The sequence below is a fragment of the Frankia sp. R43 genome, from assembly GCF_001306465.1.
Lineage (GTDB): Bacteria > Actinomycetota > Actinomycetes > Frankiales > Frankiaceae > Parafrankia > Parafrankia irregularis.
Window position 1 is genome coordinate 1 of record NZ_LFCW01000003.1, and the last position, 26115, is coordinate 26115.

Sequence of the window (26115 nt, forward strand, 5' to 3'; positions counted from 1 at the left end):
GCCCGCCGCCCGACCAACTATTGCCGTCGCCAGATGATGGAACGGCCCGAGCCGGTTCCCGTTCAATTCGTCAATTGGTGACCCTTAACCGCCGGGAGAATCAGACAAACCAAGATTGAAAAGGCTCATTGAGGAGGCGTACCCGTGACCCTGCCGCCCCTGACGCCCGAGCAGAGGGCCGCCGCCCTCGAGAAAGCTGCGCTGGCTCGTAAGCAGCGCGCCGAACTCAAGGAGCGGTTGAAGAAGGGGGAGATCAGTCTTGCCGCGGTTCTCGAGCTCGCGGATGGCGATGAGGTCGTCGGCAAGATGAAGGTTTCCGCGGTCTTGGAGTCGCTTCCCGGGGTGGGCCGAGTTCGGGCCCAGAAGATCCGGGAGCGACTTGGAATCAGCCCCACCCGCCGCCTGCGCGGGCTCGGGGCCAAGCAGCGTGCCGCGCTCCTGGAGGAGTTCGGCGCCGGCGCATGAGTGACCGTGGCGCGGCGTGATGGACCTGCGTTCCCGGGAACACCGGTAACGGCCCGTGACGGTCTTCACCTGTTGGTGTTGATGCCGCGAGGCGTCGACACGTTCCGGTGTCACGGCAGTTCATTGCGTTGCGTCAATCGCTTCGGTTGCTCAATCGCCGGCGGGACGCCGATGCGTTCTCATCGAATGCCGGGACCCAAAGCCCCCGGCATGCTGATGACGCTCGCATCCGTTAGGCGCGCCGGTCGGGTGCCATCCGTTGGGCTACCCGACCGGGAACCCTTTGGGCTCGCATACCACTGAGGTGAGTGCGGGAACCCGTACTTTGATGGCATCTAGATGACGATCCTCCGTCTGCTGACGGCAGGGCGGCGGTGGATGTTCGCCGGCGCCGCGCCCCGGCCACGGCCGGGGCGCCGACGTGCCCACCACCGAACCTGCGCCGCCCGGTGGGCGGGCTCTAAGGTGTCGGAATGGGACTCACCGTGTTGTCGGGGCCGTCGGGAGTGGGCAAGGGCACGATCGTTGCCGCTGTCCGCCGGCTGCACCCGGAGGTCTGGGTGTCCGTCAGCGTGACGACACGCGCGCCGCGACCGGGTGAGACCGACGGCGTCGAGTACCACTTCGTCGACGCCGAGGAGTTCGCCCACATGGTCAAGGTGGGTGAGTTCGTCGAGCACGCGATGTTCGCCGGGCACGCCTACGGCACCCCCCGCGGGCCACTGGAGGAGCGGATCGCCGCCGGTGCGCCCTGCCTGCTGGAGATCGAGCTGCAGGGCGCACGGCAGGTCAGGTCCGCCATGCCGCAGGCCCGTTTCGTCTTCCTCGCCCCGCCCACGTGGGACGAGCTCGTCCGTCGTCTCACCGGGCGGGGCACGGAGGGGGACGACGTCATCAGGCGGCGTCTCGACCGAGCCCGCATCGAGCTCGCCGCCGAGACGGAGTTCGACGAGGTCATCGTGAACGACGAGGTCACAGCCGCCGCGGAGCGGTTGGTAGGCTTGATGACCAGCTCGTCACACTAGTGTGACGAGCGACGCTGTGTACGTCCGGCGCTGTGTACGTGTGGCACCGCGTGCACGTACGACACCGCTGTACCCACGGCATCGCTGTACCCAAGGGCCCGGCCCGCGCCCGCCGTGGCGCGGCCTCCCATCGCCCCACCCGGAAGGACACCGTGTCCGGTACCGTCGCCCAGCCTGAGGGCATCACCAACCCGCCGATCGACGAGCTGCTCGAGGCCACCGACTCCAAGTACAGCCTCGTGATCTACGCCGCCAAGCGGGCTCGTCAGATCAACGCCTACTACTCCCAGCTCGGTGAGGGCCTCCTGGAGTATGTCGGCCCCCTCGTCGAGACGACGAGTGCGCAGGAGAAGCCGCTGTCGATCGCGCTTCGCGAGATCAACTCGGGCCTGCTCACCCACGAGACGATCACCGACCCGCTGCCTCCGGTCTCCTGACCGGGCAGCCTCGCCGGTGTTCGCCGTGACGACCGGGGCCGTGCACCGGCCCGCGGCACTCGGTGGGTGACACGCCGGTGTCACCCACACCGCCCGTGTCACCCACACCGCCTTCGTCGCCGCCACCGCCCCCCGGGGAGGTGCCCTCGGGTGACGCCGGCCGGCGGCCCAGGGTGGTCCTCGGAGTGTCCGGTGGGATCGCCTCGTACAAGGCCGTCGAGGTTCTGCGCCAGCTGACCGAGACCGGGCACCAGGTGCGCGTCGTCCCGACGGCGGCCGCACTGCGGTTCGTCGGCGAGGTCACCTGGGCGGCGCTGTCCGGGCAGCCGGTCAGCACCGACCTGTTCACCGATGCCGAGGACGTCGCGCATGTCCGGGTCGGCCGGGAGGCCGACCTCGTGCTGGTCGTGCCGGCCACCGCCGACCTGATGGCACGTGCCGCGGCCGGCCGCGCCGACGACCTGCTCACCGGCACCCTCCTGACCGCGACCTGCCCGGTGATCTTCGCTCCGGCGATGCACACCGAGATGTGGCAGCACCCGGCGACCCGGGCGAACGTGGCGCTCCTGCGGGAGCGGGGCGTCCTGGTGCTGGAGCCGGCGGTCGGGCGGCTGACCGGAGCGGACTCCGGCCCGGGCCGGCTGCCGGACCCGGTGGAGATCGCCGCGGTCGCCCGGGCGGTCCTCGCCCGTGGTGCCGGCGGCGCCCGGCCCGATCTCGCCGGCCGGCGCGTTCTCATCAGCGCCGGCGGCACCCGTGAGTACCTCGACCCCGTGCGTTTCCTCGGGAACGCCTCCAGCGGCCGGCAGGGGTACGCGCTGGCCCGGGCCGCGGTGGCCCGCGGGGCGGAGGTCACCGTCGTCGCGGCGAACGTGGCGCTGTCCGACGTCGCGGGTGCGTCCATCCTGCGGGTCGGTTCGGCGGAGCAGCTGCGGACCGCGGTGCATGAGCGCGCGCCGGGCGCCGATGTGGTGATCATGGCGGCCGCGGTCGCCGACTTCCGGCCCGCGGCGGAGCATCAGTACAAGATCAAAAAGGATGCCGGGGCGCCGGAGAGCATCGAGCTGACCCGTAATCCCGACGTGCTCGCGGAGCTCGTCCGCGACCGGCGGCCGGGCCAGGTCCTGGTGGGGTTCGCGGCGGAGACCGGCGGCCCCGACGGCGGGGTGCTGGAGCTCGCCCGGGCCAAGCTCGCCCGCAAACCGGTGGACCTCCTGGTGGTCAACCAGGTGGGCGCCGGGCTCGGCTTCGAGGTCGAGCACAACAGCGCTGTGCTGCTGGACCGGGCCGGCACAGCGACGGACGTCCCGCTGATGAGCAAGGACCTGCTCGCGCACCGCATTTTCGATCATGTTGTCGGTATGCTCGGATGAGCCCGCCGTGGGTGGTGCGCCTACTACTGATTCAACCTCGGTAAACTGCGTCGGTATCAGTCCTGATCTCCCAGGGGGTAATTCCAGTGGCGACGCGCCTTTTCACGTCCGAGTCCGTCACGGAGGGGCACCCGGACAAGATCGCTGACCAGATCAGCGACTCGATTCTCGATGCCATGCTCAAGGACGACCCGAAGAGCCGGGTCGCCGTGGAGACCCTGATCACCACCGGCCAGGTGCATGTCGCCGGTGAGGTGACCACCAAGACCTACGTCGACATCGCCTCGGTGGTTCGTGAGCGGATCCTGGAGATCGGCTACGACTCCTCCAAGAAGGGCTTCGACGGCGCGTCCTGCGGCGTGAGCGTCTCCATCGGCGCCCAGTCGCCCGACATCGCCCAGGGTGTCGACACGGCGCACGAGGCGCGGGTCGGTGGCTCGACCGAGGACGACCTCGACCGTCAGGGTGCCGGCGACCAGGGCCTGATGTTCGGCTTCGCCTGCGACGAGACGCCCGAGCTGATGCCGCTGCCGATCGCGCTGGCGCACCGCCTCGCTCGTCGGCTGTCGGCGGTCCGCAAGGACGGTCAGGTCGGCTACCTGCGTCCGGACGGCAAGACCCAGGTGACCATCGAGTACGAGGACGGCAAGCCGGTCCGGCTCGACACGGTCGTCGTCTCCTCGCAGCACGCCGCGGACATCGACCTCGACACGCTGCTCGCGCCCGACGTCGCCGAGTACGTCGTCGAGCCCGAGCTGGCGCTGCTGGAGATCGCCACCGAGGGCCGCCGGCTGCTGGTGAACCCGACCGGGCGTTTCGAGATCGGTGGCCCGATGGGCGACGCCGGCCTCACCGGGCGCAAGATCATCGTCGACACCTACGGCGGCTACGCCCGGCACGGCGGCGGCGCGTTCTCCGGCAAGGACCCGTCCAAGGTCGACCGGTCGGCCGCCTACGCCATGCGCTGGGTCGCCAAGAACGTGGTGGCCGCGGGCCTCGCGAGCCGCTGCGAGGTGCAGGTCGCCTACGCGATCGGAAAGGCCCACCCGGTCGGTCTGTTCGTGGAGACCTTCGGGACGGGCAAGGTGCCGGACGCCCAGATCCAGGACGCCGTCACCGCGGTCTTCGACCTTCGCCCGGCCGCCATCGTCCGTGACCTCGACCTGCTCCGCCCGATCTACGCGCAGACGGCGGCCTACGGCCACTTCGGCCGTCCCGAGCTCGACTTCACCTGGGAGTCGACCTCGCGTGCCGACTCCCTGGCCGCGGCCGTCAAGGGCTGACCAGCACGCTTTCGTAAGTCCCCGGGGCGGGTCCTGGGCCAGCCGGCCAGGACCCGCCCCGGGCTGTTGTGACCTGTGGTCCGCGGCTACCAGGATGCGGACCGGCGGCTCCGGCACAAGCGCGGTGGCCCGGGCTACCACCCTCGTCGCCGTCGTTGCCGCCGCCCCCTCAAGGTCGCTGCCGAGTAAGACTTGAGGATTTTGGCTATGAGAACGACCAAAATCCTCAAGTCTTGCGGACTGCCAGGTGACTCTGCGCCCTTGTTGTTGGTGGATTGACGGCGTTGTGTGGTGGGTGGCCCGGCGGCGTTCGGGTGCGCGCGGGTGGCGTTCAGCGATGCGTGTGCCCGCTGCGCGATGATCCGTGGCCGTTCGGTGATCCGTCGCTGAAGTGGCCCGGCCGCGCTCTGGTTCCGTGGGGCCCGGCTGGTACGAATGCTTGGTGGACGACGGGAGCGCGGTGATCCCGGGCCTCGAAGGCCCGAGCACTGGTGGCTCCACGGGCGCTGGTGGTTCCACGGGCGCTGGTGGTTCCACGGGCACTGCCAGCGCCGCGGGCGCGGATCGGTCCGCCAGGCCGACCGGCGCCGGGCGCGGAGCACGAGCGGGCACAGGCGGACGAACGGCCAAAGGTAAGCAGGGCCCCGTCGCGGTGGCTGACGAGCTGCCGGTCGCCCGTGTCGTGATCGACACCCCGCTGGTCCATCTCGACCGGCCGTTCGACTACCTGGTCCCGGCCTCGCTGGCCGCCGCGGTGGTGGCGGGCTCACGGGTGCGGGTCCGGTTCGCCGGGCGTCTGGTGGACGGAATCGTGCTGGAGCGGTGCGCCAGCTCCGACCACGAGGGGCGGCTGGCTCCGATCGCCCGATCGGTGTCCCCGGTGTCCGTGTTGTCGCCGCCGATCGCGAGGCTGGCCCGGTCTGTCGCCGACCGATACGCGGGAACGATGGCCGACGTGCTGCGGCTCGCGGTCCCGCCTCGGCACGCCCGGGCCGAGACGGCGGGCCCGCCGCGGGATGGCGGAGCCGTCGCGTCCCATGCCGACGGTTCGGCCGGTGGACAGGCCGGTGGTTCGGCTGGCCGGCAGGGTCCGCCGGCGGTGACCGAATCCGTTCCCGAGCCCGGCCGGGCGGACTGGTCGATCTGCCCGGACGGCCCCGCCTTCCTGCGCGCGCTCGCGAGCGGCGCCTCGCCGCGCGCCGTGTGGTGGGCGCCCCCCGGCCCGTCCTGGCCGGAGATGATCGCCTCCGCCGTCGCGGCGACCGCTGCGTCCGGCCGTGGCGCGCTCGTCGTCGTCCCGGACCATCGGGATGTCGACCGGGTCGCCGCGGCCCTGGCCGGCTCGCTGGCCTCGTCGTCGATGGGCTCGGTGTCGGTGGGCTCGGTGTCGGTGGGCTCGGTGTCGACGGGCGTTTCGGCCGTCGACCCGTCACCACCGCTGGTGCTGCGGGCCGACCTCGGTCCCGAGGAGCGGTACCGGCGTTTCCTCGCCGTCCGCCGCGGCCAGGCTCGGGTGGTGGTGGGTACCCGGGCGGCGATCTTCGCGCCGGTGGTGGACCTCGGCCTGCTGGTGGTGTGGGACGACGGCGATGACCTGCACGCCGAGCCGCGTGCCCCCTACCCGCACACCCGGGACGTCGCGGTCCTGCGCGCCCGGGAGGAAGGCTGCGCGGTTCTCGTCGGCGGCTTCTCCCCGTCGGTGGAGGCCGAGGCACTGGTCCGGGTCGGCTGGGCGGGCCGGCTCGGGCCCGGCCGAGACGCCCTGCGGCGGCTCGCTCCGCGCGTCGAGCCGGTCGGCTCCGACTTCGAGGCGTCGATCGACCCGGCGGCCAGGGCCGCCCGCCTGCCGTCGCTCGCGGTCCGGGCGGTGCGGGCCGCCCTCGCCGCGGGCGTGCCGGCGCTCGTCCAGGTGCCCCGACGCGGCTACCAGCCGTCGATCGCCTGCGCGCGCTGCCGTCGCCCAGCCCGCTGCCGGGCCTGCTCGGGGCCACTCGGGCGTACCTCGTCCGCGGCCGCGCTGGCGTGCCGCTGGTGCGGCCGGCCGGTTCCTCGGCCGGCCGACCCCACCCGGGCGGGGCAGGCGGGGCGGCCCACGGGCGGCTGGCGGTGCGGGAACTGCGGCGGCGACCAGCTGCGAGCCTCGGTTGTCGGTGATCGCCGCACGGCGGAGGAGCTGGGCCGGGCGTTTCCCGGAGTGCCGGTTCGCACCTCGGGGCGGGAAGCCGTGCTGGCCACGGTGCCGGGGGAGCCCATGCTGGTCATCGCGACGCCGGGCGCCGAGCCGGTCGCGGCCGGCGGCTACGGGGCCGTCCTCCTGCTGGACGGCTGGGCGTTGCTGGGCCGGCCCGATCTGCGCGCGGGGGAGGAGAGCCTGCGCAGATGGCTGGCGGCCGCCGCGCTGGCCCGGCCCGCCGAGGCCGGTGGTCTCGTGGTGGTCGCGGCCGATCTCGGCCTCGGCCCGGTCCAGGCGCTGGTGCGGTGGGATCCCGCTCAGTTCGTCGGGCGTGAGGCCGATGAACGTGCCGAGCTGGGTTTTCCGCCCGCCAGCCGGGTCGCGGCCGTCGAGGGCACCCCGGCCGCGCTTGGCGAGCTGCTCGCCGCGGCCAGGCTGCCGGCCGGCGCGGACGTGCTCGGCCCGGTACCGGTTCCGGTAACGCGCCGGGTCTCCGGCGGCACCCGGCCCGCCCGCCCCGCGCATCCCGCGCGCCCCGGCCGCCAGACCGGGCCGGATCGGGTGGAAGGCGGTGGCGCGGGGGAGGGCGGTGCGGCCGAGGAACAGCACACGGTCGCCGCGCACGATCTGGAACCGGGCGAGGAGGTCGAGCGCCTGATCATCCGGGTCCGGCGGCATCAGGGCGCTGAGCTGGCCCGGGCGTTGCGGGCGGCCCGCGGCACACTTGACGCCCGCCGCGCGGACCGGGTGCGGGTCCAGCTCGATCCGCTGATGATCGGCTGATCCGCGGTCGATGGCCGACCCCGTAGCATGAGGCTGTCCGATCTCACTGATCCGGCGGCGATCGCTGTCCGGTGTCATCCGGGTGAGCCCGGTTCGGGACGCCTGGCGGCGCCGGTGCCAGTGGCCCTGCCCAGCGAGTTGACGACGTTCAGTTGACGACATTCAGGGAGTGGCCGTGTCCGTCCGTGACATCCGCCTGCTGGGGGATCCGGTGCTGCGCACGGTCGCCGACCCGGTGGCGACCTTCGACCGGGAGCTGCGCCGTCTGGTCGACGACCTGGCCGAGACCATGAACGAGGCCGGTGGTGTCGGGCTCGCCGCCCCACAGCTCGGGGTTTCCCTGCGTGTCTTCACCTATCTGGACGACTCCGACGAGGTGGGCCACCTGGTCAACCCGGTGCTGGGGCCGTTCAGCGAGGAGATGATGGACGGTGAGGAGGGATGTCTGTCCCTTCCCGGGCTGTCGTTCGATCTCCGTCGCCCGGAACGCGTCCTCGCGGTGGGGCAGAACGTTCACGGTGACCCGGTGACGATCGAGGGCAGTGGCATCCTGTCCCGGTGCCTGCAACACGAGACCGATCACCTCGACGGGATCCTCTTCATCGACCGCCTCGACAAGGAGACGAAGCGGGCGGCGATGAAGGCCATCCGCGAGGCGGAGTGGGCGAACGAGCCGAAGCCCACCGTGAAGGTCTCGCCGCACCCGCTGTTCGGCCGCGGGCGCTGAGCCTCCACGCGAAGATCATAATGGCCGCGCTGCTGGCGGCGACGGCGAGTGGTTCGGTGGTGGGCACGGTGATCGGTTCCACGATCGGGTCCACCGCGAGTTCGATGATCGTGATGATGGTGGGGACGATCGGATCGGCGGCTGCTGCGGATCCGCCCCGGGACCGGCGCTGAGGAGCTGCTGCGGTCATGCGTCTTGTCTTCGCCGGCACTCCCGACGTGGCGATCCCGAGCCTGCGCGCGCTGCTGGACAGCCCGCGCCACCAGGTCGTCGCCGTGGTGACGCGGCCCGACCGCCCGGCTGGCCGTGGCCGGCGTGTCCGCCCGTCGCCCGTGCATGAGCTGGCGGGCGAACGTGGGCTGGAGGTGCTCTCCCCGGCCCGGGCCGGGGATCCGGAGTTCCTCGGCCGGCTCGGCGAGATCGCCCCGGACTGCTGCCCGGTCGTCGCCTACGGAGCACTGCTGCCCGCCCCGGCACTGGAGATCCCCAAGCACGGCTGGGTGAACCTGCACTTCTCGCTGCTGCCCGCCTACCGGGGAGCGGCGCCGGTCCAGCGTTCCGTGCTCGCCGGCGACGACCTCACCGGTGCGAGCGTCTTCCAGATCGAGCCGGCCATGGACACCGGCCCGGTCTACGGGGTGCTGACCGAGCGCATCCGTCCCAGCGACACCTCCGGTGACCTGCTGGAGCGGCTGGCGATCGCCGGCGCCCGGCTGCTGGTGGCAGTGCTCGACGGCATCGAGGACGGTTCGGTCGAGGCACGTCCGCAGCCCGCCGACGGGGTCTCGCTGGCCCCGAAGCTCACGGTCGACGACGTCCGGGTCGACTGGTCGCAGCCCGCGGTGGCGATCGACCGGCTGGTGCGCGCGGCGACCCCGGCGCCGGGGGCCTGGACGACGCTGCGGGACCGGCGGGTGAAGCTCGGCCCGGTGCGGCTCGGCAGCCCGAACACCGGCAGCCCGAACAGCGGCAGCCCGAACAGCGGCAGCCCGAACAGCGGCAGCCCGAACACCGGCAGCCCGAATCCCGGGACCCCGAACGGTGGCATCCCGAACGGCGGCGCCGCGGGCGACGACGGGTCGTTGCCGCCCGGGCGGATCGTGATGGCCGGGAACGGTGCCGTGCTCGTGGGCACGGGAACCGTTCCGGTGGCTCTCGGCGAGGTCCGTCCCGAAGGGCGGGGCGCGATGCCCGCCGCGGACTGGATCCGCGGCCTGCGCCCCAGCTTGGAGGAGGCCTTCTCATGAACACGTCGGCGCCGCGGCGCGGCGGGGCGGCCGATCCGGCCCGCCTGCTCGCCTGGGAGGTGCTGCGCGCCGTCGACGAGCGTGGCGCCTACGCGAACCTCATGCTGCCCGCGCTGCTGAACCGGCGCCGGCTCTCCCCGCGCGACCGTGGGTTCGCGACCGAGCTGACCTACGGCTCGCTGCGCGCGCAGGGCACGCTCGACGGTGTGCTCGGCACGGTGACGAGCCGCCCGGTGGACACCGTGGACCCACCGGTGCGGGACGCGCTGCGCCTGGGCACCTATCAGCTGCTCTCGACACGGGTGCCGGCCCGGGCGGCCGTCGCGTCGACGGTCGAGCTGGTCCGCGCCACCTGCGGGGAGCGCCCGGTGCGGTTCGCGAACGCGGTGCTGCGCCGGGTCGCGGCCCGGGTCGAGGAGACCGCGGGCGACGTGGCGGTCCTGCTGTCCGCACCGGACGTCTCCGTGGACCCGGTCGGTCATCTCTCGGTGGTCTCGGCGCATCCGCGGTGGATCGTCGAGGTTGTGCTGGAGGCGCTGGACGGCGACGTGGCCGGCGCCCAGGCGGCGCTGGCGGCCAACGACCAGCGGCCAGGGGTTCATCTCGTCGCCCGGCCCGGCCGGATCGGAGTCGACGAGCTGGTGGCACAGGCGACGGCGGCCGGTCTGCAGGCCCACCGCGGGGCCTGTTCGCCGTACGCCGTCCACCTCGAAGACGGTGATCCGGGGGCGCTCGGCGCCGTCGTGGCCGGCGATGCCGCGGTGCAGGACGAGGGCAGCCAGCTCATGGCCCTCGCTCTCGCCGCGGTGCCGATGGTAGGCCGGAGCAGCGGGCTGACCGTGGACCTGTGCGCCGGCCCGGGCGGCAAGGCCGCTCTGCTCGCGGCCGTTCTCGCCGCCGAGCGGTCGCCAGGGGAGGGGCTGCTGGCGCTCGAGCCCCGTGCCGCCCGTGCCGGGCTGGTCGCGGCGTCTCTCGCCGGTTTCCCGGCCGCCCACGTCGTGCGTGCGGACGGCCGGATGCCACCGGTGCGCCCGGGTACCGCGGATCGGGTGCTGGTGGACGTCCCCTGCTCCGGGCTGGGCGCGTTGCGGCGCCGGCCCGAGGCGCGGTGGCGGCGCACCCCCGCCGACATCGCGGTGCTGGCGCCGCTGCAACGACAGCTTCTCGTCAGCGCGCTGGATCTCGTCCGCCCCGGTGGGGTCGTCGCCTACGTGACCTGCTCACCGCACCGGGAGGAGACGTCCGAGGTGGTCAGCGCCGTCGTCGGGCAGCGGGCGGACGTCGTCACGCTCGACGCGCGTCGCTCGCCGGCCTTCGCCGACGTGCCGGCGGACAGCCTCGGCTCGGGCCCGTTCGTCCAGCTCTGGCCACATCTGCACGGGACCGACGCGATGTTCCTGGCACTGCTGCGGCGCCGGAGCGACTGAGCCTTTTCCGCCGTCGATTCCGACTCGCGGTATCCGGCGGCCATGGCGCGAGACGGCAGATGCTCACTGATCCGGCACGAGGAGGAATCAGGTCCTCCTCACAGCGCTGGTTCAGCGGTGGACCGCAGTGGATACGCTCGCTCGCGTGGCAACCGCGCAGATCTATCCCAGCATGCTCGCCGCCGACTTCGGGCGAATCGCCGATGCGGCGCGCGCCGTGGCCGGGCACGCGGACTGGCTGCATGTCGACGTCATGGACTACCACTTCGTGCCCAACCTGGCGTTCTCGCCCGACACCGTCGACGCGCTGCGCCGGGTGACCGACACTCCGCTCGACTGCCACCTGATGATCGACGATCCGGACCGCTGGGCGCCGGGCTTCGCCGAGCGTGGCGCGGCGAACGTGACGATCCACGCCGAGGCCGTCGACGACATCGCCCGCACCACCGACGCGATCCGCGCCGCCGGGGCCCGCACCGGGCTCGCGGTGAAGCCGGCGACCCCGGTCGAGCACTACCTCGACGACCTGCACCGGTTCGACCTGCTGCTGTTGATGACGATCGAGCCGGGCTTCGGCGGTCAGAAGTTCATGGACGAGGTCCTGCCGAAGATCGCCGCGGCGCGTCGGCTGATCGACGACCGGGGGCTGGATCTGTGGCTTCAGATCGACGGTGGTGTCAACCGGGAGACCATCGAACGGTCCGCCGAGGCGGGTGTCGACGTGTTCGTGGCCGGCACGGCGGTGTTCGGCCTCGAGGATCCCGCCGCGGCCGTCGAGTCGCTGCGAGCGCTCGCGCTTGCCGCCGCCCCGCGACTCACCGCCCCTGCTCCCGTCACCGCGACCGGATTCTGATCGGAATCGATTAATCACTTTCAGTAAAGTACGCCGAGAGTGATTGATCGATTTTCACGGTGGGCGTCCGTATGGTCGCGCCACGATGTCGACGGTCGCGTGTCGACCGCCCGTTGGTGCCGCTCCGTACCGATTGTGGGCCCTCGGAGAATGACGTGAATTACGCTCGTGGGCCCGAGCGTCCGAGGCCGTCGTATGTCAGACTTGACCGCGTACTGACAACAGCACGCGCGCTCCGGGGTCGGTGAAATTCCGAGCCGGCGGTGATAGTCCGCGACCCGTCCACCCGTGTGGTGGCCGGTGGACCTGGTGGAATTCCGGGACCGACGGTGAAAGTCCGGATGGGAGGACGCGCGCGGGGCACCGCCGTGCCGACCATGCGTGTGGTCGTCGCGGCGTTGGGTCGGCGCTGCCGCGTCGGCTTTGACCCGCGTGATCTTTCTGTGTTCTCGGGACGTGGTGCCGGGACCGGGAAGGCGCGGGGATCGGATGTTCACCGGCATCGTCGAGGAACTCGGCGTGGTTACCGCGATCGAGCCGCGGCAGGACGCCGCGTCCTTGACCATCGAGTGTCGAAACGTCCTGAGCGATGTGGCGCATGGTGCCTCGGTGGCGGTCAACGGCGTATGTCTCACCGTGACCTCCTATGCCCGTCCTCCGGACGCGGAGGGCGCCGGCACGGCCGAGCCCGCCGCGGACCCGGCCGGTGTGTTCACCGCCGACGTGATGCTGGAGACGCTGCGCAGGTCCTCGCTCGGCGCGCTGTCCGTCGGTGACCGGGTGAACCTGGAACGCCCGGTACGGCTGTCCGACCGCCTCGGTGGGCATCTCGTGCAGGGCCATGTCGACGGGGTCGGCGTCGTCCTGGAGCGGGCGCCCGCCGAGCACTGGGACGTCGTCCGGATCGCCCTGCCGCCGCGGCTGGACCGCTACCTGGTGGAGAAGGGCTCGGTCACCGTCGACGGTGTCAGCCTGACCGTGGTCGACGTGCGCCCGGCGGCTGGCGACGAGCCCGCGAGCTTCACCGTAAGCCTCATCCCGACCACTCTCGCCGACACCACGCTGGGTGTCCGCGCGGTCGGCGACAAGGTCAACATAGAGGTCGACGTCCTGGCCAAATACGTCGAAAAGCTGCATGCGGATCTGAACGGATCACACTGATGACCACATACCTGGCCGGCGACTCCGCGGCCCCCTTCCAGCCGACCGGCACCCACCTGTCGGGCGCGGGAACGCCCGACGCGGCGGCGCCGGTGGCCCGCCGGCCCGTCGGTGAAGCCGCGCAGCCAGCCACGCAGGCAGCTCCGGCGGCGGCCGGCGAGCACGCCCGCCCCGCCGGTGAGACGGTTCGGCCCGCGGACGACGCAGGGTCGCCGTTCGCGACGATCGAGACGGCGATCGCCGAGATCGCGGCCGGCCGCCCCGTGGTCGTCGTCGACGACGAGGACCGTGAGAACGAGGGCGACCTGATCTTCGCGGCCGAGGCCGCCACGCCCGAGCTGCTCGCCTTCATGATCCGCCACACCGCCGGCGTGGTCTGCGTCCCGCTCGACCCGGCCGAGGTCGACCGGCTGGAGCTCGACCAGATGGTCCCGCAGAACACCGACCGGATGCGCACGGCGTTCACGGTCACGGTCGACGCGCGTACCGGCGTCACGACCGGCATCTCCGCCGCGGACCGCGCCCGCACCATCCGCCTGCTGGCCGACCCGACCACCGAGCCCGGCGACCTCACCCGGCCCGGGCACATCTTCCCGCTGCGTGCCCGCGAGGGCGGCGTGCTGCGCCGGCCCGGGCACACCGAGGCCGCGGTCGACCTCGCTCGGCTGGCCGGCCTGCGCCCGGCCGGGGCGATCTGCGAGATCGTCAACGACGACGGCACCATGGCCCGGCTGCCCGAGCTGACGGTGTTCGCCCGCGAGCACAATCTGGCCCTGATCTCGATCGAGGCGCTCATCGACTATCGCCGCCGGACGGAGAAGCAGGTCGAGCGGCTGGCCGAGGCCCAGATCCCGACCCGCTACGGCCTGTTCCAGGCCGTGGGCTTCCGGGACACCCGTGACGGCATCGAGCACATCGCGCTGGTCCGCGGCGATCTCGGGACGGGAGAGAACGTCCTGGTCAGAGTGCACAGCGAATGCCTGACGGGGGACGTCTTCGGATCGCGGCGCTGCGACTGCGGCAACCAGCTGGACGCGTCGCTGCGCGCGGTCGCGACCGAAGGCCGCGGGGTCGTGCTGTATGTGCGCGGGCACGAAGGGCGTGGCATCGGCCTGCTCGACAAGCTGCGTGCCTACCAGCTGCAGGACATCGGCCATGACACCGTCGACGCGAACCTCGCGCTCGGTCTGCCCGCCGACGCGCGCGAGTACGGCACCGGCGCCCAGATGCTGCTCGACCTGGGCGTCCGCAGCCTGCGGCTGCTGACCAACAACCCGACGAAGCGGGTGGGGCTGGAGCGGCACGGCCTGCGGGTCGTCGAGCAGATCGGGCTGCCGGTGGCGCACACCCCGGAGAACCTGCGCTATCTGACGACGAAGCGGGACCGGATGGGCCATGAGCTGCCGGGCCTGCCGCTGGCTGTCGGCGCGGACGAGGCCGTGGCCTCCGCTCACGAGACGAACCACTGGTCGAAGACGGGGCCGGCCGGCGTTGACTGGTCGGGCCGAGCGTGTGAGGAGGCACGATGAGCGGCGCAGGTGCACCTGCTGAGGAACTGCCCGACGCCGGCGACGTCAGGCTGGCGATCGTCGCGACCCGCTGGCACACGGAGATCACCGACTCGCTGCTCGGCGGCGCGCTGCGGGCCGCCAAGGACGCGGGGGTGGCGGTCGGCCCGACCGTGGTCAGGGTGTCCGGCGCGGTGGAGCTGCCGGTGGTGGCGGCCGCGCTGGCCTCCCGCCACGACGCGGTGGTGGCGCTGGGTGCGGTGATCCGTGGTGGTACACCGCACTTCGACTATGTCTGCCGGTTCGTCACCGACGGCCTGGCCCGGGTCACCCTCGACTCCGGGGTACCGGTCGGCTTCGGCCTGCTGACCTGCGACACCGTGGAGCAGGCGCGCGACCGGGCCGGCCTGCCCGGGTCGGTGGAGGACAAGGGGCGCGAGGCCACGCTGGCCGCGCTGGACACGGCTGTCGTCCTGCGCGGGATCGCGGCGCTCGCGTAGCACCTCCGGCTCGCCCGACTCCATGTCCCTGTGGGATGTCGGTGGCCTGTCATCGGGTGTGGACGGTCCGTCACGATGGTGTCGGCCCGTCACACTTGTGGGGACGCACCTTCCGCGAGAGTGTGTTTTCGAACCGTATCGGTGACCTCGCGTGCTGCGGGGTCCACGCAGGCACGCGGCGGCCGGGGGCGTACCGTGGCCGCACGGTGGTCGCGGTGGCGGGTTCGAGGGGGGCCTGCCGCGTACGCGTCGCCTCATGCGGGGTTCCGGTACGACAGGCCGGTTCGGTGGTGGGCGGGGGGCCCGCCACCGGCGCCGGCCTTTCGGACGGTCGACACACATGGGGTGGGGCAGATGCACGAGACGGGCCGCGGATCCGAACGTGACGGGGGCGGCGGGACGTTCCCACCACGATCCGACTCCGAGGGGTCCGAGCCCGGCGGAGCAGGTCGGGAGCGGTACGGCGCCGGCTCCGGCACGGATCCGGGAGCCGGCGCGGGCGGTACGGGCCCGGGAGACACCGGCGACGACGCCGAGGGCGATGCCCGCCCGGTGTCCCTGCTGGGCATGCGGATGACGCAGGACTCCCAGCCCGGTCTGGCCACCGTCGGCCGCCGCGCGGGCCGGGGTCGTCCGCGGGCGCCTCGACCCGAGCCGGAACGCGGTGCCACGGCGACGAACCCGCCGGCCACGGCGACCAATCCAGCGCCGGCGCCGCACGCGGCCCCACCGCCGGTCACCGCGTACGCGGGTCCGCCGGTGTCGCCCGGCCCGGCTTCTCCCACGAACCCCGACCAGGTGCGGCCTGACCACGGGCCACCTGACCATGGGTCACCTGGCCACGGGCCACCTGACCACGGGTCGGCGGGTCCGGCGGCTCCGGCGAGTGCTCACGAGCCCGCCGCGGGGGGCGGCTGGGTGCCGCAGGTCGTAGCCCCGAACGCCGCGGCCGGGGTGCCACCGGCACTCGCTCCCGGTTTCGGTCAGCGTGCGCCGTTGCCGCCGCTCCCACCGGTACCGAGGCCGCATCCGACGGCGCAGCCGCAACCACAACCGGTGCCACCGCCGCCGCCGCCTCCGCCTCCGCCGCCTCCGCCGCCTCCGCCGCCACCGGCACCGGCATCACCGCCACCGTCCCCGCAGCTGGGAACGCGAGCATCCGCCTTGTCGTTGCCGCGCCCGTCGGCGTCCCCGATCGGGACCGTGCCCCCCCGCGCGTCCCTGCCCGCGGTGCCGTCGCGCCCCGGGGCAGAGATCGTTCCCGCGCCCTTCCGTGGCGCCGCGGTCCGAACCCGCTGTGTCCTGGTCGGGGGATTCGGCGGCGGTGGCGGCCGAACGACGGTCGCCGCCGGGCTCGGCCTGGCGCTCGCGGCCCGCGGCGGTGCGCGCGTCGTCGCCGTGGATGCCTGCCCTGACCAGTACGGGATGCTGACGCACCGGGTCGGCCTGGGCTCCGGGACCAGCGGGGTGCGGGAGCTGGTCACCGCCCAGCCTCCGGTCGAGTCGCTCACGGAGCTGCGGCTTTACCTGAGGGCGGACGGCCCCGGTGGTCTCGAGGTGCTTCCCGGGGTGCACGACCTCACCGCGCCCGGGCTGACCGCGCACGAGCTGGCCGCCGCGCTGAACCTGCTCGGCCGCTGGTTCCAGGTGGTGATCGCGGATGGCCCGCCGGGCTGGAGCCAGCCGGTGTCCGCGACGCTGCTCGCCCGCGGCGACCAGGTCGTCCTCTCATGCCGCGCGGGTGAGGCGGAGCTGGCCGCGGCGGGTCATGCGCTGACCGCGCTGGCCGCCGCCGGGCGGGCGGATCTGCAGGCCTCGGTGCTGGTCGCGGTCGTGGAGACCTACCCGACCCGGCTCACCCGGGTGGCACGTCAACGCCTGGGCGATCTCGAGGCTCGGGCTCGCCGGTTGGTCACCGTCCCCTTCGACCCGGGGCTGACGGACTGCCGGCCCGTCGACTGGTACCGGCTGCGCCGGCGGACCCGGGCGGCCTTCGAGGAGCTGGCCGCGGCGGCCGACCCCGCCGATCAGTGACAGCCGCCGTGCCGGACGGGCCGATTGAGGCACTACAGTCGGTGTGATGCCTCCCGACCTGCTGACGCCACCCGGGCAGGGTGACGACGGGCTTGCCGACTCCGCGCTGTTGGCCGCCCTGCGCTCTGGCGACCGGGCCGCGCTGACGGCGGCGCTGCCGGGGGCCCGGGTGTTCGTCGGGGTGGAGGCGAGGGCGCTCGCGACCGATGCCGTGACCGGCGCGGACAAGAAGAGCGACATGGTTCTGGTGACCCTGCGCACGCCGTCCGGTTCTGGTGCGCTGCCGGTCTTCAGCTCGGTCGACGTCATGGCCGCCTGGCGTCCGTCCGTGCGTCCGGTGCCGGTGACGCTGCCGGATGCCTGCGCCGAGGCCGTCCGCATGGGTCTGGCCGCGGTGGTGATCGATCTCGGTGGGCCGGCGCCGGTCACCCTGGACGTGCGCCCGTCCACCGAGGACGGTGCCCGGGGTGCCGCCTGGCGTGGTCCGCGGCCGTTCGGGGCCGGCGAGGGCATGTGGATCTCCTCCGGGGCGGCGAGCGCCGGCGGTGGTGCGGCGAACGGGGCCGCGCAGGCCACTGGCGGGGGTGCTGGCGGGGCTGCTTCCGACCGGCGCGACGAGGTGATCGTGGCTGACGACGGCGGCGGCGGGCTGCTGCGCCCGCGCCCGGTGCCGCTGGGCGCGCGGGGCCGGCGGCGGATTCGCGCGGCGCTGGCCGGTCTGCCCGCCGGTACCGAGGTGTGGCCGGCGGAGCTCGCGCAGTCGGTCGGGCCGGATCACCAGGCACGTCCGGTGCTCGCCGTGGCGGTGCACGGTGTGGCCCGTGCCGGCGCCGCCACGGGCGCCCGCGCACGTGCCGGTGGCGCGCAGGCCGGGGGGTCCGGTGGCAGCGACACGGAGGCCGAGCTCGACGCGATGGTCACCGAGATCGTGCGCCGGCTGCGGGAGGCCATGGAGGACCCGTCCGCACCGACGATCGTCGGCACCGGCGGAGGTCAGGGCCCGGACGAGATGGCGGCCGCGGTGCTCGTGGTCGACCCCACCGAGGTGCCGGCGGTGCGGGCGCATCTCGGGCGGGGGGTTCGTCCACCGGGGCGCCGGGGCTTTCGGCTGCTGGGCGCGCGGCCCCGGTCGTGACCGGGATGCCGGCGGCGCCACCAGCAGGAGTGGGCCTTTCGGTCGCTGACTCCGACCTGTTCCGTTGTCGGCTCTGACCTGCCGAGACAGTGTCCGACAGAGGTGGGTTGGAAATGGCTCGGCGTTGATCGTGGCGGTACGCCGGCCGGTGACCGACCGGGATCCGGAGCGGGGCTGTCGCCCCTGGCCTGGCCTGGCCGGGCGCGTGGGGCGGATCGGGACGGAAGCCCTTGTTGATCGTCCCTCGCCGCGGGCTCTGCTACGCTGGGCTGCAGACCACCTGGTGGCAGGTACTGACGCCATGCTTCGGTCGCCGTGTCCGGCAGTCGCACCCAGACTGTCCCACTTCGGCGCAGTCGCATACGTCGTGCCCGCGTCACCAGGTCAAAGCGGGGGTTCGCCCTCCACCCGTCGCCGCCGTCGGAGATGATCCGGCCGGTCGCCAGCCCGCCGGCTGGCGCGGTGGCCGGGTCGCCGGTCGGCCGAGCCGTTGCCACGGCATGTCGGCCGGGAGCCTGGGTTGCCCCGGGCTTGGTGCTCCGCTGCGGTGAGGTCGTGCCCGCGCGTCGAGCCACGGAGGAACGCACATCAGCACAGAGTCACGCATCAACGACCGGATCCGCGTCCCGGAGGTTCGCCTCGTGGGAGCGGAGGGCGAGCAGATCGGCATCGTCTCCATCGGGGAGGCCATGCGCCTCGCGCAGGAGGCGGATCTCGACCTCGTCGAGGTGGCGCCGACCGCCCGTCCGCCGGTCTGCAAGCTGATGGACTATGGCAAGTTCAAGTACGAGTCCGACCAGAAGCGTCGTGAGGCTCGTAAGAACCAGGTCCAGACGGTCATCAAGGAGATGAAGCTCCGACCGAAGATCGATCCGCACGACTACGAGACCAAGAAGGGTCACGTCGTGCGCTTCCTCAAGGCCGGCGACAAGGTAAAGATCACCATCATGTTCCGTGGGCGTGAGCAGTCACGGCCCGAGCTCGGCATCCGGCTGCTGCAGCGGCTGTCCACCGACGTCGCCGATCTCGGTTACGTCGAGGCCCAGCCCAAGCAGGACGGGCGGAACATGACGATGGTCATGGCCCCGCACAAGGGCCCCGCCAAGCCCCAGCGAATCCCGGAGTCCGCGACCCAGGGGTGAGCTACCACCGGTCGGCGTCGCCAGACGTCGTACCGGCCCAGGCGCGCATGAACACGGGCACCAGACGGGCGCGCCCAGACGAGCATCCGAAATCCACCACAGGGACGCGATCATGCCCAAGATGAAGACCCATACCGGTGCCGGCAAGCGGTTCCGTGTCACCGGCACCGGCAAGGTGATGCGCCGTCGCGCCAACCGCGCCCACCTCCTCGAGCACAAGTCGAGCCGCCGCACCCGCCGGCTCTACGACGAGGTTGTGCTGACCTCCGCGGACGACCGCCGCATCAAGCGTCTGCTGGGCCGCTGACATCTCCGGTCTGGTGGCCGTGCAGGGCGGCCGACCGGACCGGACGCGAACGAACGTGAACGAACGAAGGAGACAGGTGCCCTCATGGCACGCGTGAAGCGGGCAGTCAACGCCCAGAAGAAGCGCCGCGAGGTCCTCGAGGCCGCCAGCGGATACCGGGGCCAGCGTTCGCGGCTCTACCGCAAGGCCAAGGAGCAGATGCTCCACTCGATGACCTACTCCTACCGGGATCGTCGCGCGCGCAAGGGCGACTTCCGGCAGCTGTGGATCACTCGTATCAACGCCGCCGCCCGGGCGAACGGTCTCACCTACAACCGCTTCGTGCAGGGCCTGCGCCTGGCCGGTGTCGAGGTCGACCGCAAGATCCTGGCCGATCTCGCGGTCAACGACGCGGCCGCCTTCGCGGCGCTCGTCGAGGTCGCCCGCGCCGCGCTGCCCGTGGCCGCCGAGGCCTCGGCCGCCTGAGAGCCCGCCGCCGTCCTCCGCCGGTGTCGTCTCGCCGCCCGCAGCGCCCCTCCGCGGGCCGGTCGACGTCGTTCACGGGGTCGTCCACCGGGCTGTCGGAAGCTTCGTCCACCGGCCCGTCCACGGGTGGGGGCGTTCTGAACGCCGGCCCGTTGCCCGACCGGTTCGACGGGCTTCGCTCCGCCCACGTCGCCGCCGCCCGGCGGCTGCGGCGTGCGGCGGCGCGCCGTGAGGAGGGCCTGTTCCTCGTCGAGGGGGCCCAGGCCGTCACCGCGGCGCTGCAGGCCGACGCGCTGGTCGAGCTGTTCGTCGGTGAGTCGGCCCTGGCGCGGCACGGCCAGCTGATGGCCGGAACCGGCGTGCCGGTCCGGTTCGTGACCGATGCCGCCGCGGCAGCCCTCTCGGAGACGGTGACCCCGCAGGGACTCGTCGGCGTCGCCGAGCTGCCCGGGCACCGGCTGGCGGATCTGGGGCGGCCGCGCCTGGTCGCGGTGTGCGAGGGCGCGAACGATCCGGGTAACGCCGGCACGGTGATCCGCTCGGCGGACGCGGCCGGCGCCGATGCCGTCGTGTTCGTCGGTGACAGTGTCGACCCGTTCGGCGGCAAGTGCGTGCGCTCGTCCGCGGGCAGCCTGTTCCACCTCCCGGTGATCGTGGCCGCCGACGCGCCCACGGTCGTGCGGGAGCTGCGTGAGCTCGGCTGCCAGGTCCTGGCGACGTCCGGTCACGCGGACCGCGATCTCGACGAACTCGCCGCCGCGGGAGTGCTTGCCGGCCCCACCGCGTGGGTCTTCGGCAACGAGGCGAGAGGCCTCACGGCCGCGACGGCGGCCTCCGCGGACACAGCGGTGAGGGTGCCGGTGTACGGTCAGGCCGAGTCACTGAATCTTGCGGTTGCGTCGGCGCTGTGTATGTATGCGTCGGCGCGGGCGCAGAGAGCGGTGCGGTCAGCTACGTCCGGTGCCAGTGGAGGTGGGGCGCGTTGACACGCATCGTCGCTTCCGCTCCCGGGCCGGACTTCTCCGGGAACGAGGTTCCCGGTCCCGGTCCCGATACCGCGGAGGAGTCGGTGGACCTGCGTACTCCGGCGACCCTCGACCTGCTGCCCGATCCGGTGGTCGTCACCGACGCGTCGGGTGTCGTGGAGATGTTCAACAGCGCCGCCTCGAAGGTGACCGGCCTGCCGCAGGGCAAGGCGGTGGGGCGTCATCTCACCGAGGTCCTTCCGCTGCTCGACGAACGGGGCAATGACTGGTGGGAGTGCTCGCAACCGAGCCGTGACCTGCCCCGGGTCACCGGGCAGCCGGAACGTCGCCTGACCTACGCCGGCCCGGACTCCGACCACGACTTCAACGTGACCGCCCGCTTCACCCGGGTCGACGGGGTGCTGGTGCGGGTGGCGGTCTGCCTGCGGGACACGGTCAGCAGGGAGCGGATCGAACGCAACCGCGCGGACCTCATCGCCACCGTCGCCCATGAGCTGCGCTCGCCGCTGACCAGCGTGAAGGGCTTCACCGCCACGCTTCTCGCCCGTTGGGACAGGTTCACCGACGAGCAGAAGAAACTGATGCTCAACACGGTCAACACCGACGCCGACCGCGTCACCCGGCTGCTGACCGAGCTGTTGGACGTCTCCCGCATCGACGCCGGCCGGGTCCAGATCCGCAAGCAGATCGTCGACATGCGTGCGGCCGTCCGGCGCGTCGTCGAAGGCAAGATCGCGGCCGGCTCGGCCCCGGCGGAACGGTTCGACGTCCGGTTCACCGGTGAGCTGCCCGAGATGTGGGTCGACCCGGACAAGATCGACCAGGTTCTCCACAACCTCATCGACAACGCGTTGCGCCACGGCGCGGGTACTGTGACCGTCGTGCTCAGCGGAACATCTACAGGTGCCGAGGTGACCGTCGCGGACGAGGGCGAGGGTGTGCCGGAAGCCAACGCCAGCCGGGTGTTCGCCAAGTTCTGGCGCGGTGCGAGCCGTGGCAACGGCACGGGTCTCGGGCTGTACATCGCCAAGGCGCTGATCGAGGCACACGGCGGGACGATCTCGGTCGGCAAGGCGCCGGGCGGCGGGGCGGAGTTCCGATTTTCCGTGCCCGCTGGTGGGCCCGTGTTCGGCTGAGGCCGCACGACGCACCACCGGCGGGCGCCCCGGGAGAACCGACCCATTCGTTCGGCGGGCCGCGCAGGCCCGCCGCCCACCGATGAGGATGATCATCGTGCCCGCCCCCAACGAGACCGCTGATCCTGTGGATCTCGGTGCCCTGGACCAGAACAGGCTGGACGCCGACGTGGCCGCCGCGCTCGCGGCCATCGCCGCGGCCGACGGCCTGGACGCGCTGTCCGCCGTGCGTTCCGCGCACGTCGACGGCCAGTCCGCGCCGCTCGCGCTGGCCCGGCGCCAGCTCGGCGCGCTGCCGCGCGAGCGGCGCGCGCCGGCCGGCCGGGCGCACAACGCCGCCACCGCCGCCGTCCGCACCGCCTACGAGTCCCGGCTGACCGAGCTCACGGCGCGCCGCGACGCCGAGATCCTGATCGCCGAGCGCGTCGACGTGACCCTCCCCGTCGACCGCCGGCGCCACGGCGCACGCCACCCGCTGAGCCTGCTCTCCGACCGGCTCACCGACGTCTTCGTGGCCATGGGCTACGAGGTCGCGGAGGGGCCCGAGGTCGAGCACGACTGGTTCAACTTCGAGGCGCTCAACATGGCGCCCGACCACCCGGCGCGCAGCGAGCACGACACCCTCTACGTCGAGCCCGCCGCGTCGGGTCGGCTGCTGCGCACGCACACCTCGCCGGTGCAGATCCGCTCGCTGCTGTCCCGTCCGCTGCCGGTGTACGTGGTGTGCCCGGGGCGCACCTACCGCAACGACACGATCGACGCGACGCACTCGCCGGTCTTCGGCCAGCTGGAGTGCCTCGCCGTCGACGAGGGCATCACCATGGCCGACCTGCGGGGCACCCTGGAGGTGTTCGCCCAGGCCCTGTTCGGTTCGGGCCTGTCCACCCGGCTGCGGCCGTCGTTCTTCCCGTTCACCGAGCCCTCCGCCGAGCTGGACGTCCAGTGCTTCGCCTGCCGTGGCGACGCGGGCCGCCAGCCGTGCCGGGTCTGTTCGGACGAGGGCTGGATCGAGGCCGGCGGCTGCGGCATGGTCGACCCGAACGTGCTGCGTGCCTGCGGCGTCGACCCCACCCGCTACAGCGGCTTCGCGTTCGGGATGGGCCTCGAGCGCGCGGCGATGACCAGGCATGACGTCCGTGAGATCCGGGACTTCGTCGACGGCGACGTCCGCTTCGGCCTGCCGTTCGGAATCGAGGGCTGACCCGGTGAGAATCGTGATGTCCTGGCTGCGTGAGGTGGTCGGCGCCCCGCTGCCGCCGGCGAAGGCGGTCGCGGAGGCACTGATCCGCGCCGGGTTCGAGGTCGAGGGGCTGGAGACCGTCGGTTCGGACCTGGCCGGGGTTGTGGTCGGCGAGGTGGTCTCCATCGAGGTCGTGCCGACGAAGAAGAAGGACGTCCGCTGGTGCCAGGTCCGCGTCGCGGAGCTGGGCGCGGCGGACGCGTCTGGTGCGCCGGATGCGGCTGGTGCGGCTGGTGCGGCTGGTTCGGCTGGTGCGGCGGGTGCCGAGGTCTCCGAGCCGGGCGTGCGCGGCGTCATCTGCGGCGCGTTCAACTTCGAGGTCGGTGACCGGGTTCCGGTGGCACTGCCCGGGTCCGTCCTGCCCGGGGGCTTCGAGATCAGCTCGCGAAAGACGTACGGGCATGTCAGCGACGGCATGATCTGCTCCGCTCGTGAGCTCGGGCTGGGCGAGGACCACAGCGGGATCCTGGTGCTGCCGCCGGACACGCCGATCGGCGCGCATGTCGCCGAGCTGCTCGCCGTCAGCGACGAGGTGCTCGACATCGCCGTCACGCCCGACCGTGGGTACGGGCTGTCGGTGCGCGGTATCGCCCGGGAGACGGCGACCGCGTTCGGGCTGCCCTTCGGGGATCCCGGCCAGTGGGGTGGCCTGGCGTCGGACGCCGGCCCGCTGCCCGGTGACACCGGCGATGGCGGGGAAGCCGGTGCGGCCGGCTACCCGGTCCGGGTGGAGGACACGGCCGCCTGCGACCGGTACGTCGCGCGCGTCGTCAGTGGCGTCGACCCGAACGCCCGCACCCCGCTGGGCTGGGCCCGGCGGCTGTCGCTGGCCGGGATGCGGCCGATCTCCGCCCCGGTCGACGTCACCAACATCGTGATGCTCGGGCTGGGCCAGCCGCTGCACGCCTTCGACCGGGCCAAGCTCTCCGGGCCGATCGTCGTCCGTCGGGCCCGGGCCGGCGAGCGTCTGCTCACCCTTGACGGGGTCGACCGGGTGCTCGACCCCGAGGACCTGGTGATCGCCGACGACTCCGGCCCGATCGCGCTCGCCGGCGTGATGGGCGGCGCGGCGACGGAGATCTCCGCGACGACGACCGACATCGTGCTGGAGTCGGCGCATTTCGACGCCATCGTGGTCGCCCGGACCGCCCGCCGCCACCGCCTCGGTTCCGAGGCGTCACGGCGGTTCGAGCGCGGCGTGGACCCGGCGCTCGCCCCGGTGGCCGCGCAGCGTGCCGTCGACCTGCTGGGCGAGCTGGCCGGTGCCAGCGCCGAGCCAGGCGGCACCGACGTCGACCACCGGCCGGCACCGGTGACGATCGCCTTCCCGCTGGGTGAGCCGGAGCGGCTCGCCGGTCGCCCCTACCCCGTCGACGTGATCCGGCGGCGGCTGGCCGACATCGGCGCCGTCGTCTCCGGCCCCGCCTGGGATGCCGCGGCCTCGGATGTCGCGGCGTCGGGTGCTGCCGCTTCGGGCACGGTCGAGGTCACGGTGCCCTCGTGGCGTCCCGACCTGGCGCGCCCGGCGGACCTCGTCGAGGAGGTCGTGCGCCTGGAGGGCTACGACACGATCCCGGTCACCCTGCCGCTGGTTCCCGCGGGCCGCGGGCTGACCGAGGCGCAGCGGCTGCGTCGGGCGGTCGGGCGGGCGCTGGCCGCCGACGGCTTCGTCGAGGTGCTGACCCTGCCGTTCGTCGGTGCGGACGCCGCGGACGTCCTGAGCCTGCCCGACGGCGACCCGCGCCGGGCCGCCGTCCGGGTGACCAACCCGATCGCGCAGGACGCCTCGTTCCTGCGCACGACGCTGCTGTCCGGGCTGATCGAGGCCGCTGGCCGCAACCTCGGCCGCGGCCAGACGGATCTCGCCCTCTTCGAGAGCGGACTGGTCTTCCGCGAGCCGGCAGGGGGTGCCGTCGCGGTCGCCACGCCGCCCGTCGACCGCCGGCCCAACGAGGCCGAGATCCGCGCGCTGGACAGTGTCCTGCCCGACCAGCCACGGCACGTGGCGGTCATCCTCACGGGTCTGCGCGAGCCGGCCGGCTGGTGGGGCCCGGGCCGGGCCGCCGACTGGGGCGACGCGGTCGCCGGCGCGCACAGCGTCGCGGCGGCGGTCGGGGTGGAGCTCACGGTCGGCGCCGGTGACGTACTGCCGTGGCATCCCGGCCGCTGCGCCGAGCTGTCGGTCGACGGCCGGGTCGTCGGGCACGCGGGGGAGCTGCACCCGCGGGTGCTGGGCGCCGCCGGGCTGCCGGCCCGCTCGTGCGCCATGGAGCTCGACCTCGACGCGCTGATCGCCGTGGCGCTCGAACGGCCGGCGGTCGCCGCGCCGGCGATCTCCACCTTCCCGCCGGCTGACCGGGATGTCGCGCTGGTGACCGGTGCCGAGGTGCCCGTCGCCGCGGTGACCGAGGCGCTGCGGGCCGGCGCCGGGGAGCTGCTGGAGTCGCTGTCGCTGTTCGACGTCTACGAGGGCGGTCAGGTCGGCCCCGGTCGGCGTTCGCTCGCGTTCGGGCTCCGGCTGCGTGCCGCCGACCGCACGCTGACCGCCGGGGAGGCGAACGACATCCGCGACGCGGCGGTGGCCGAGGCCGCGAGCCGCACTGGAGCGGTGCTGCGTGGCTGAGCGCGGCTGACCCGCCGCGTCCGCGCGCATACCCGGCGGAGATCGGGTGCGGGTGCGGGTGCGGAGGCGTCGGATGCCTGGGTGA

The 26115-nt window shown here is 73.1% G+C and carries 23 protein-coding genes and 1 riboswitch; all 23 genes read left to right on the forward strand.

Going from position 1 to position 26115, the window contains the following annotated elements; translation table 11 throughout:
• The first annotated feature begins 144 nt into the window (after positions 1-144).
• Positions 145-465 (forward strand): integration host factor, actinobacterial type, encoded by a 321-nt coding sequence (mihF, locus tag ACG83_RS13700; RefSeq protein WP_006540116.1) that lies wholly within the window; start codon positions 145-147, stop codon positions 463-465.
• Between the two features lie 473 nt (positions 466-938).
• A complete protein-coding gene (gene gmk / locus ACG83_RS13705) occupies positions 939-1490 on the forward strand; it encodes a guanylate kinase (RefSeq protein WP_054566633.1) in 552 nt (183 codons plus the stop codon).
• A gap of 152 nt (positions 1491-1642) precedes the next feature.
• Complete coding sequence (gene rpoZ / locus ACG83_RS13710; protein ID WP_018503033.1) at positions 1643-1927, forward strand: DNA-directed RNA polymerase subunit omega; 285 nt, start codon at positions 1643-1645, stop codon at positions 1925-1927.
• 140 nt (positions 1928-2067) lie between these two features.
• Positions 2068-3300: a bifunctional phosphopantothenoylcysteine decarboxylase/phosphopantothenate--cysteine ligase CoaBC gene (gene coaBC / locus ACG83_RS13715; RefSeq protein WP_076833155.1), complete on the forward strand. Its 1233-nt coding sequence runs from the start codon at positions 2068-2070 to the stop codon at positions 3298-3300.
• An 86-nt stretch (positions 3301-3386) separates the two neighbouring features.
• Positions 3387-4583, forward strand: a complete 1197-nt coding sequence (gene metK, locus ACG83_RS13720; RefSeq protein ID WP_054566635.1) for a methionine adenosyltransferase — start codon at positions 3387-3389, stop codon at positions 4581-4583.
• A 442-nt stretch (positions 4584-5025) separates the two neighbouring features.
• Complete coding sequence (locus ACG83_RS13725) at positions 5026-7539, forward strand: primosomal protein N' (RefSeq protein ID WP_054566636.1); 2514 nt, start codon at positions 5026-5028, stop codon at positions 7537-7539.
• A gap of 175 nt (positions 7540-7714) precedes the next feature.
• A complete protein-coding gene (def, locus tag ACG83_RS13730; protein ID WP_006540122.1) occupies positions 7715-8266 on the forward strand; it encodes a peptide deformylase in 552 nt (183 codons plus the stop codon).
• A gap of 20 nt (positions 8267-8286) precedes the next feature.
• Complete coding sequence (locus ACG83_RS46015; RefSeq protein ID WP_198955709.1) at positions 8287-8439, forward strand: hypothetical protein; 153 nt, start codon at positions 8287-8289, stop codon at positions 8437-8439.
• 15 nt (positions 8440-8454) lie between these two features.
• Positions 8455-9513: a methionyl-tRNA formyltransferase gene (gene fmt / locus ACG83_RS13735; RefSeq protein ID WP_054566637.1), complete on the forward strand. Its 1059-nt coding sequence runs from the start codon at positions 8455-8457 to the stop codon at positions 9511-9513.
• On the forward strand, positions 9510-10940 hold the full coding sequence (locus ACG83_RS13740; RefSeq protein WP_054566638.1) for an RsmB/NOP family class I SAM-dependent RNA methyltransferase: 1431 nt from the start codon (positions 9510-9512) through the stop codon (positions 10938-10940). Before fmt ends, ACG83_RS13740 begins: the two co-directional genes overlap by 4 nt.
• Positions 10941-11085: 145 nt before the next feature.
• Positions 11086-11793 carry a ribulose-phosphate 3-epimerase gene (gene rpe / locus ACG83_RS13745; RefSeq protein WP_054566639.1) on the forward strand — a complete coding sequence of 236 codons (708 nt, stop codon included), beginning with the start codon at positions 11086-11088 and terminating at the stop codon, positions 11791-11793.
• Between the two features lie 226 nt (positions 11794-12019).
• Positions 12020-12150, forward strand: a riboswitch (FMN riboswitch).
• A gap of 132 nt (positions 12151-12282) precedes the next feature.
• Entirely contained in the window at positions 12283-12954 is a 672-nt protein-coding gene (locus tag ACG83_RS13750) for a riboflavin synthase (RefSeq protein ID WP_054566640.1), read from the forward strand.
• Complete coding sequence (locus ACG83_RS13755) at positions 12954-14483, forward strand: bifunctional 3,4-dihydroxy-2-butanone-4-phosphate synthase/GTP cyclohydrolase II (RefSeq protein ID WP_054566641.1); 1530 nt, start codon at positions 12954-12956, stop codon at positions 14481-14483. Before ACG83_RS13750 ends, ACG83_RS13755 begins: the two co-directional genes overlap by 1 nt.
• Positions 14480-14962: a 6,7-dimethyl-8-ribityllumazine synthase gene (gene ribH / locus ACG83_RS13760; protein ID WP_054566642.1), complete on the forward strand. Its 483-nt coding sequence runs from the start codon at positions 14480-14482 to the stop codon at positions 14960-14962. Before ACG83_RS13755 ends, ribH begins: the two co-directional genes overlap by 4 nt.
• A 1203-nt stretch (positions 14963-16165) precedes the next feature.
• Positions 16166-16996 carry a cellulose synthase operon protein YhjQ/BcsQ gene (locus ACG83_RS42320; RefSeq protein WP_083473237.1) on the forward strand — a complete coding sequence of 277 codons (831 nt, stop codon included), beginning with the start codon at positions 16166-16168 and terminating at the stop codon, positions 16994-16996.
• A 46-nt stretch (positions 16997-17042) separates the two neighbouring features.
• Positions 17043-18131: an SseB family protein gene (locus ACG83_RS13770; RefSeq protein ID WP_054566643.1), complete on the forward strand. Its 1089-nt coding sequence runs from the start codon at positions 17043-17045 to the stop codon at positions 18129-18131.
• 641 nt (positions 18132-18772) lie between these two features.
• On the forward strand, positions 18773-19273 hold the full coding sequence (gene infC / locus ACG83_RS13775) for a translation initiation factor IF-3 (RefSeq protein WP_369812884.1): 501 nt from the start codon (positions 18773-18775) through the stop codon (positions 19271-19273).
• Positions 19274-19385: 112 nt separating this feature from the next.
• Positions 19386-19580, forward strand: coding sequence for a 50S ribosomal protein L35 (gene rpmI / locus ACG83_RS13780; RefSeq protein ID WP_054566644.1), 195 nt, complete (start codon positions 19386-19388; stop codon positions 19578-19580).
• An 84-nt stretch (positions 19581-19664) separates the two neighbouring features.
• The gene (gene rplT / locus ACG83_RS13785) at positions 19665-20045 is read left to right on the forward strand and encodes a 50S ribosomal protein L20 (protein ID WP_006540134.1); all 381 of its coding nucleotides are present in this window, start codon (positions 19665-19667) and stop codon (positions 20043-20045) included.
• A gap of 23 nt (positions 20046-20068) precedes the next feature.
• Positions 20069-21031: an RNA methyltransferase gene (locus tag ACG83_RS13790; protein WP_076833133.1), complete on the forward strand. Its 963-nt coding sequence runs from the start codon at positions 20069-20071 to the stop codon at positions 21029-21031.
• Between the two features lie 5 nt (positions 21032-21036).
• A complete protein-coding gene (locus tag ACG83_RS13795) occupies positions 21037-22167 on the forward strand; it encodes a HAMP domain-containing sensor histidine kinase (RefSeq protein WP_235497965.1) in 1131 nt (376 codons plus the stop codon).
• Between the two features lie 88 nt (positions 22168-22255).
• Positions 22256-23368: a phenylalanine--tRNA ligase subunit alpha gene (gene pheS, locus ACG83_RS13800; protein ID WP_369812885.1), complete on the forward strand. Its 1113-nt coding sequence runs from the start codon at positions 22256-22258 to the stop codon at positions 23366-23368.
• Positions 23369-23384: 16 nt separating this feature from the next.
• The gene (gene pheT / locus ACG83_RS13805) at positions 23385-26030 is read left to right on the forward strand and encodes a phenylalanine--tRNA ligase subunit beta (protein ID WP_063793085.1); all 2646 of its coding nucleotides are present in this window, start codon (positions 23385-23387) and stop codon (positions 26028-26030) included.
• Positions 26031-26115 lie beyond the last annotated feature (85 nt).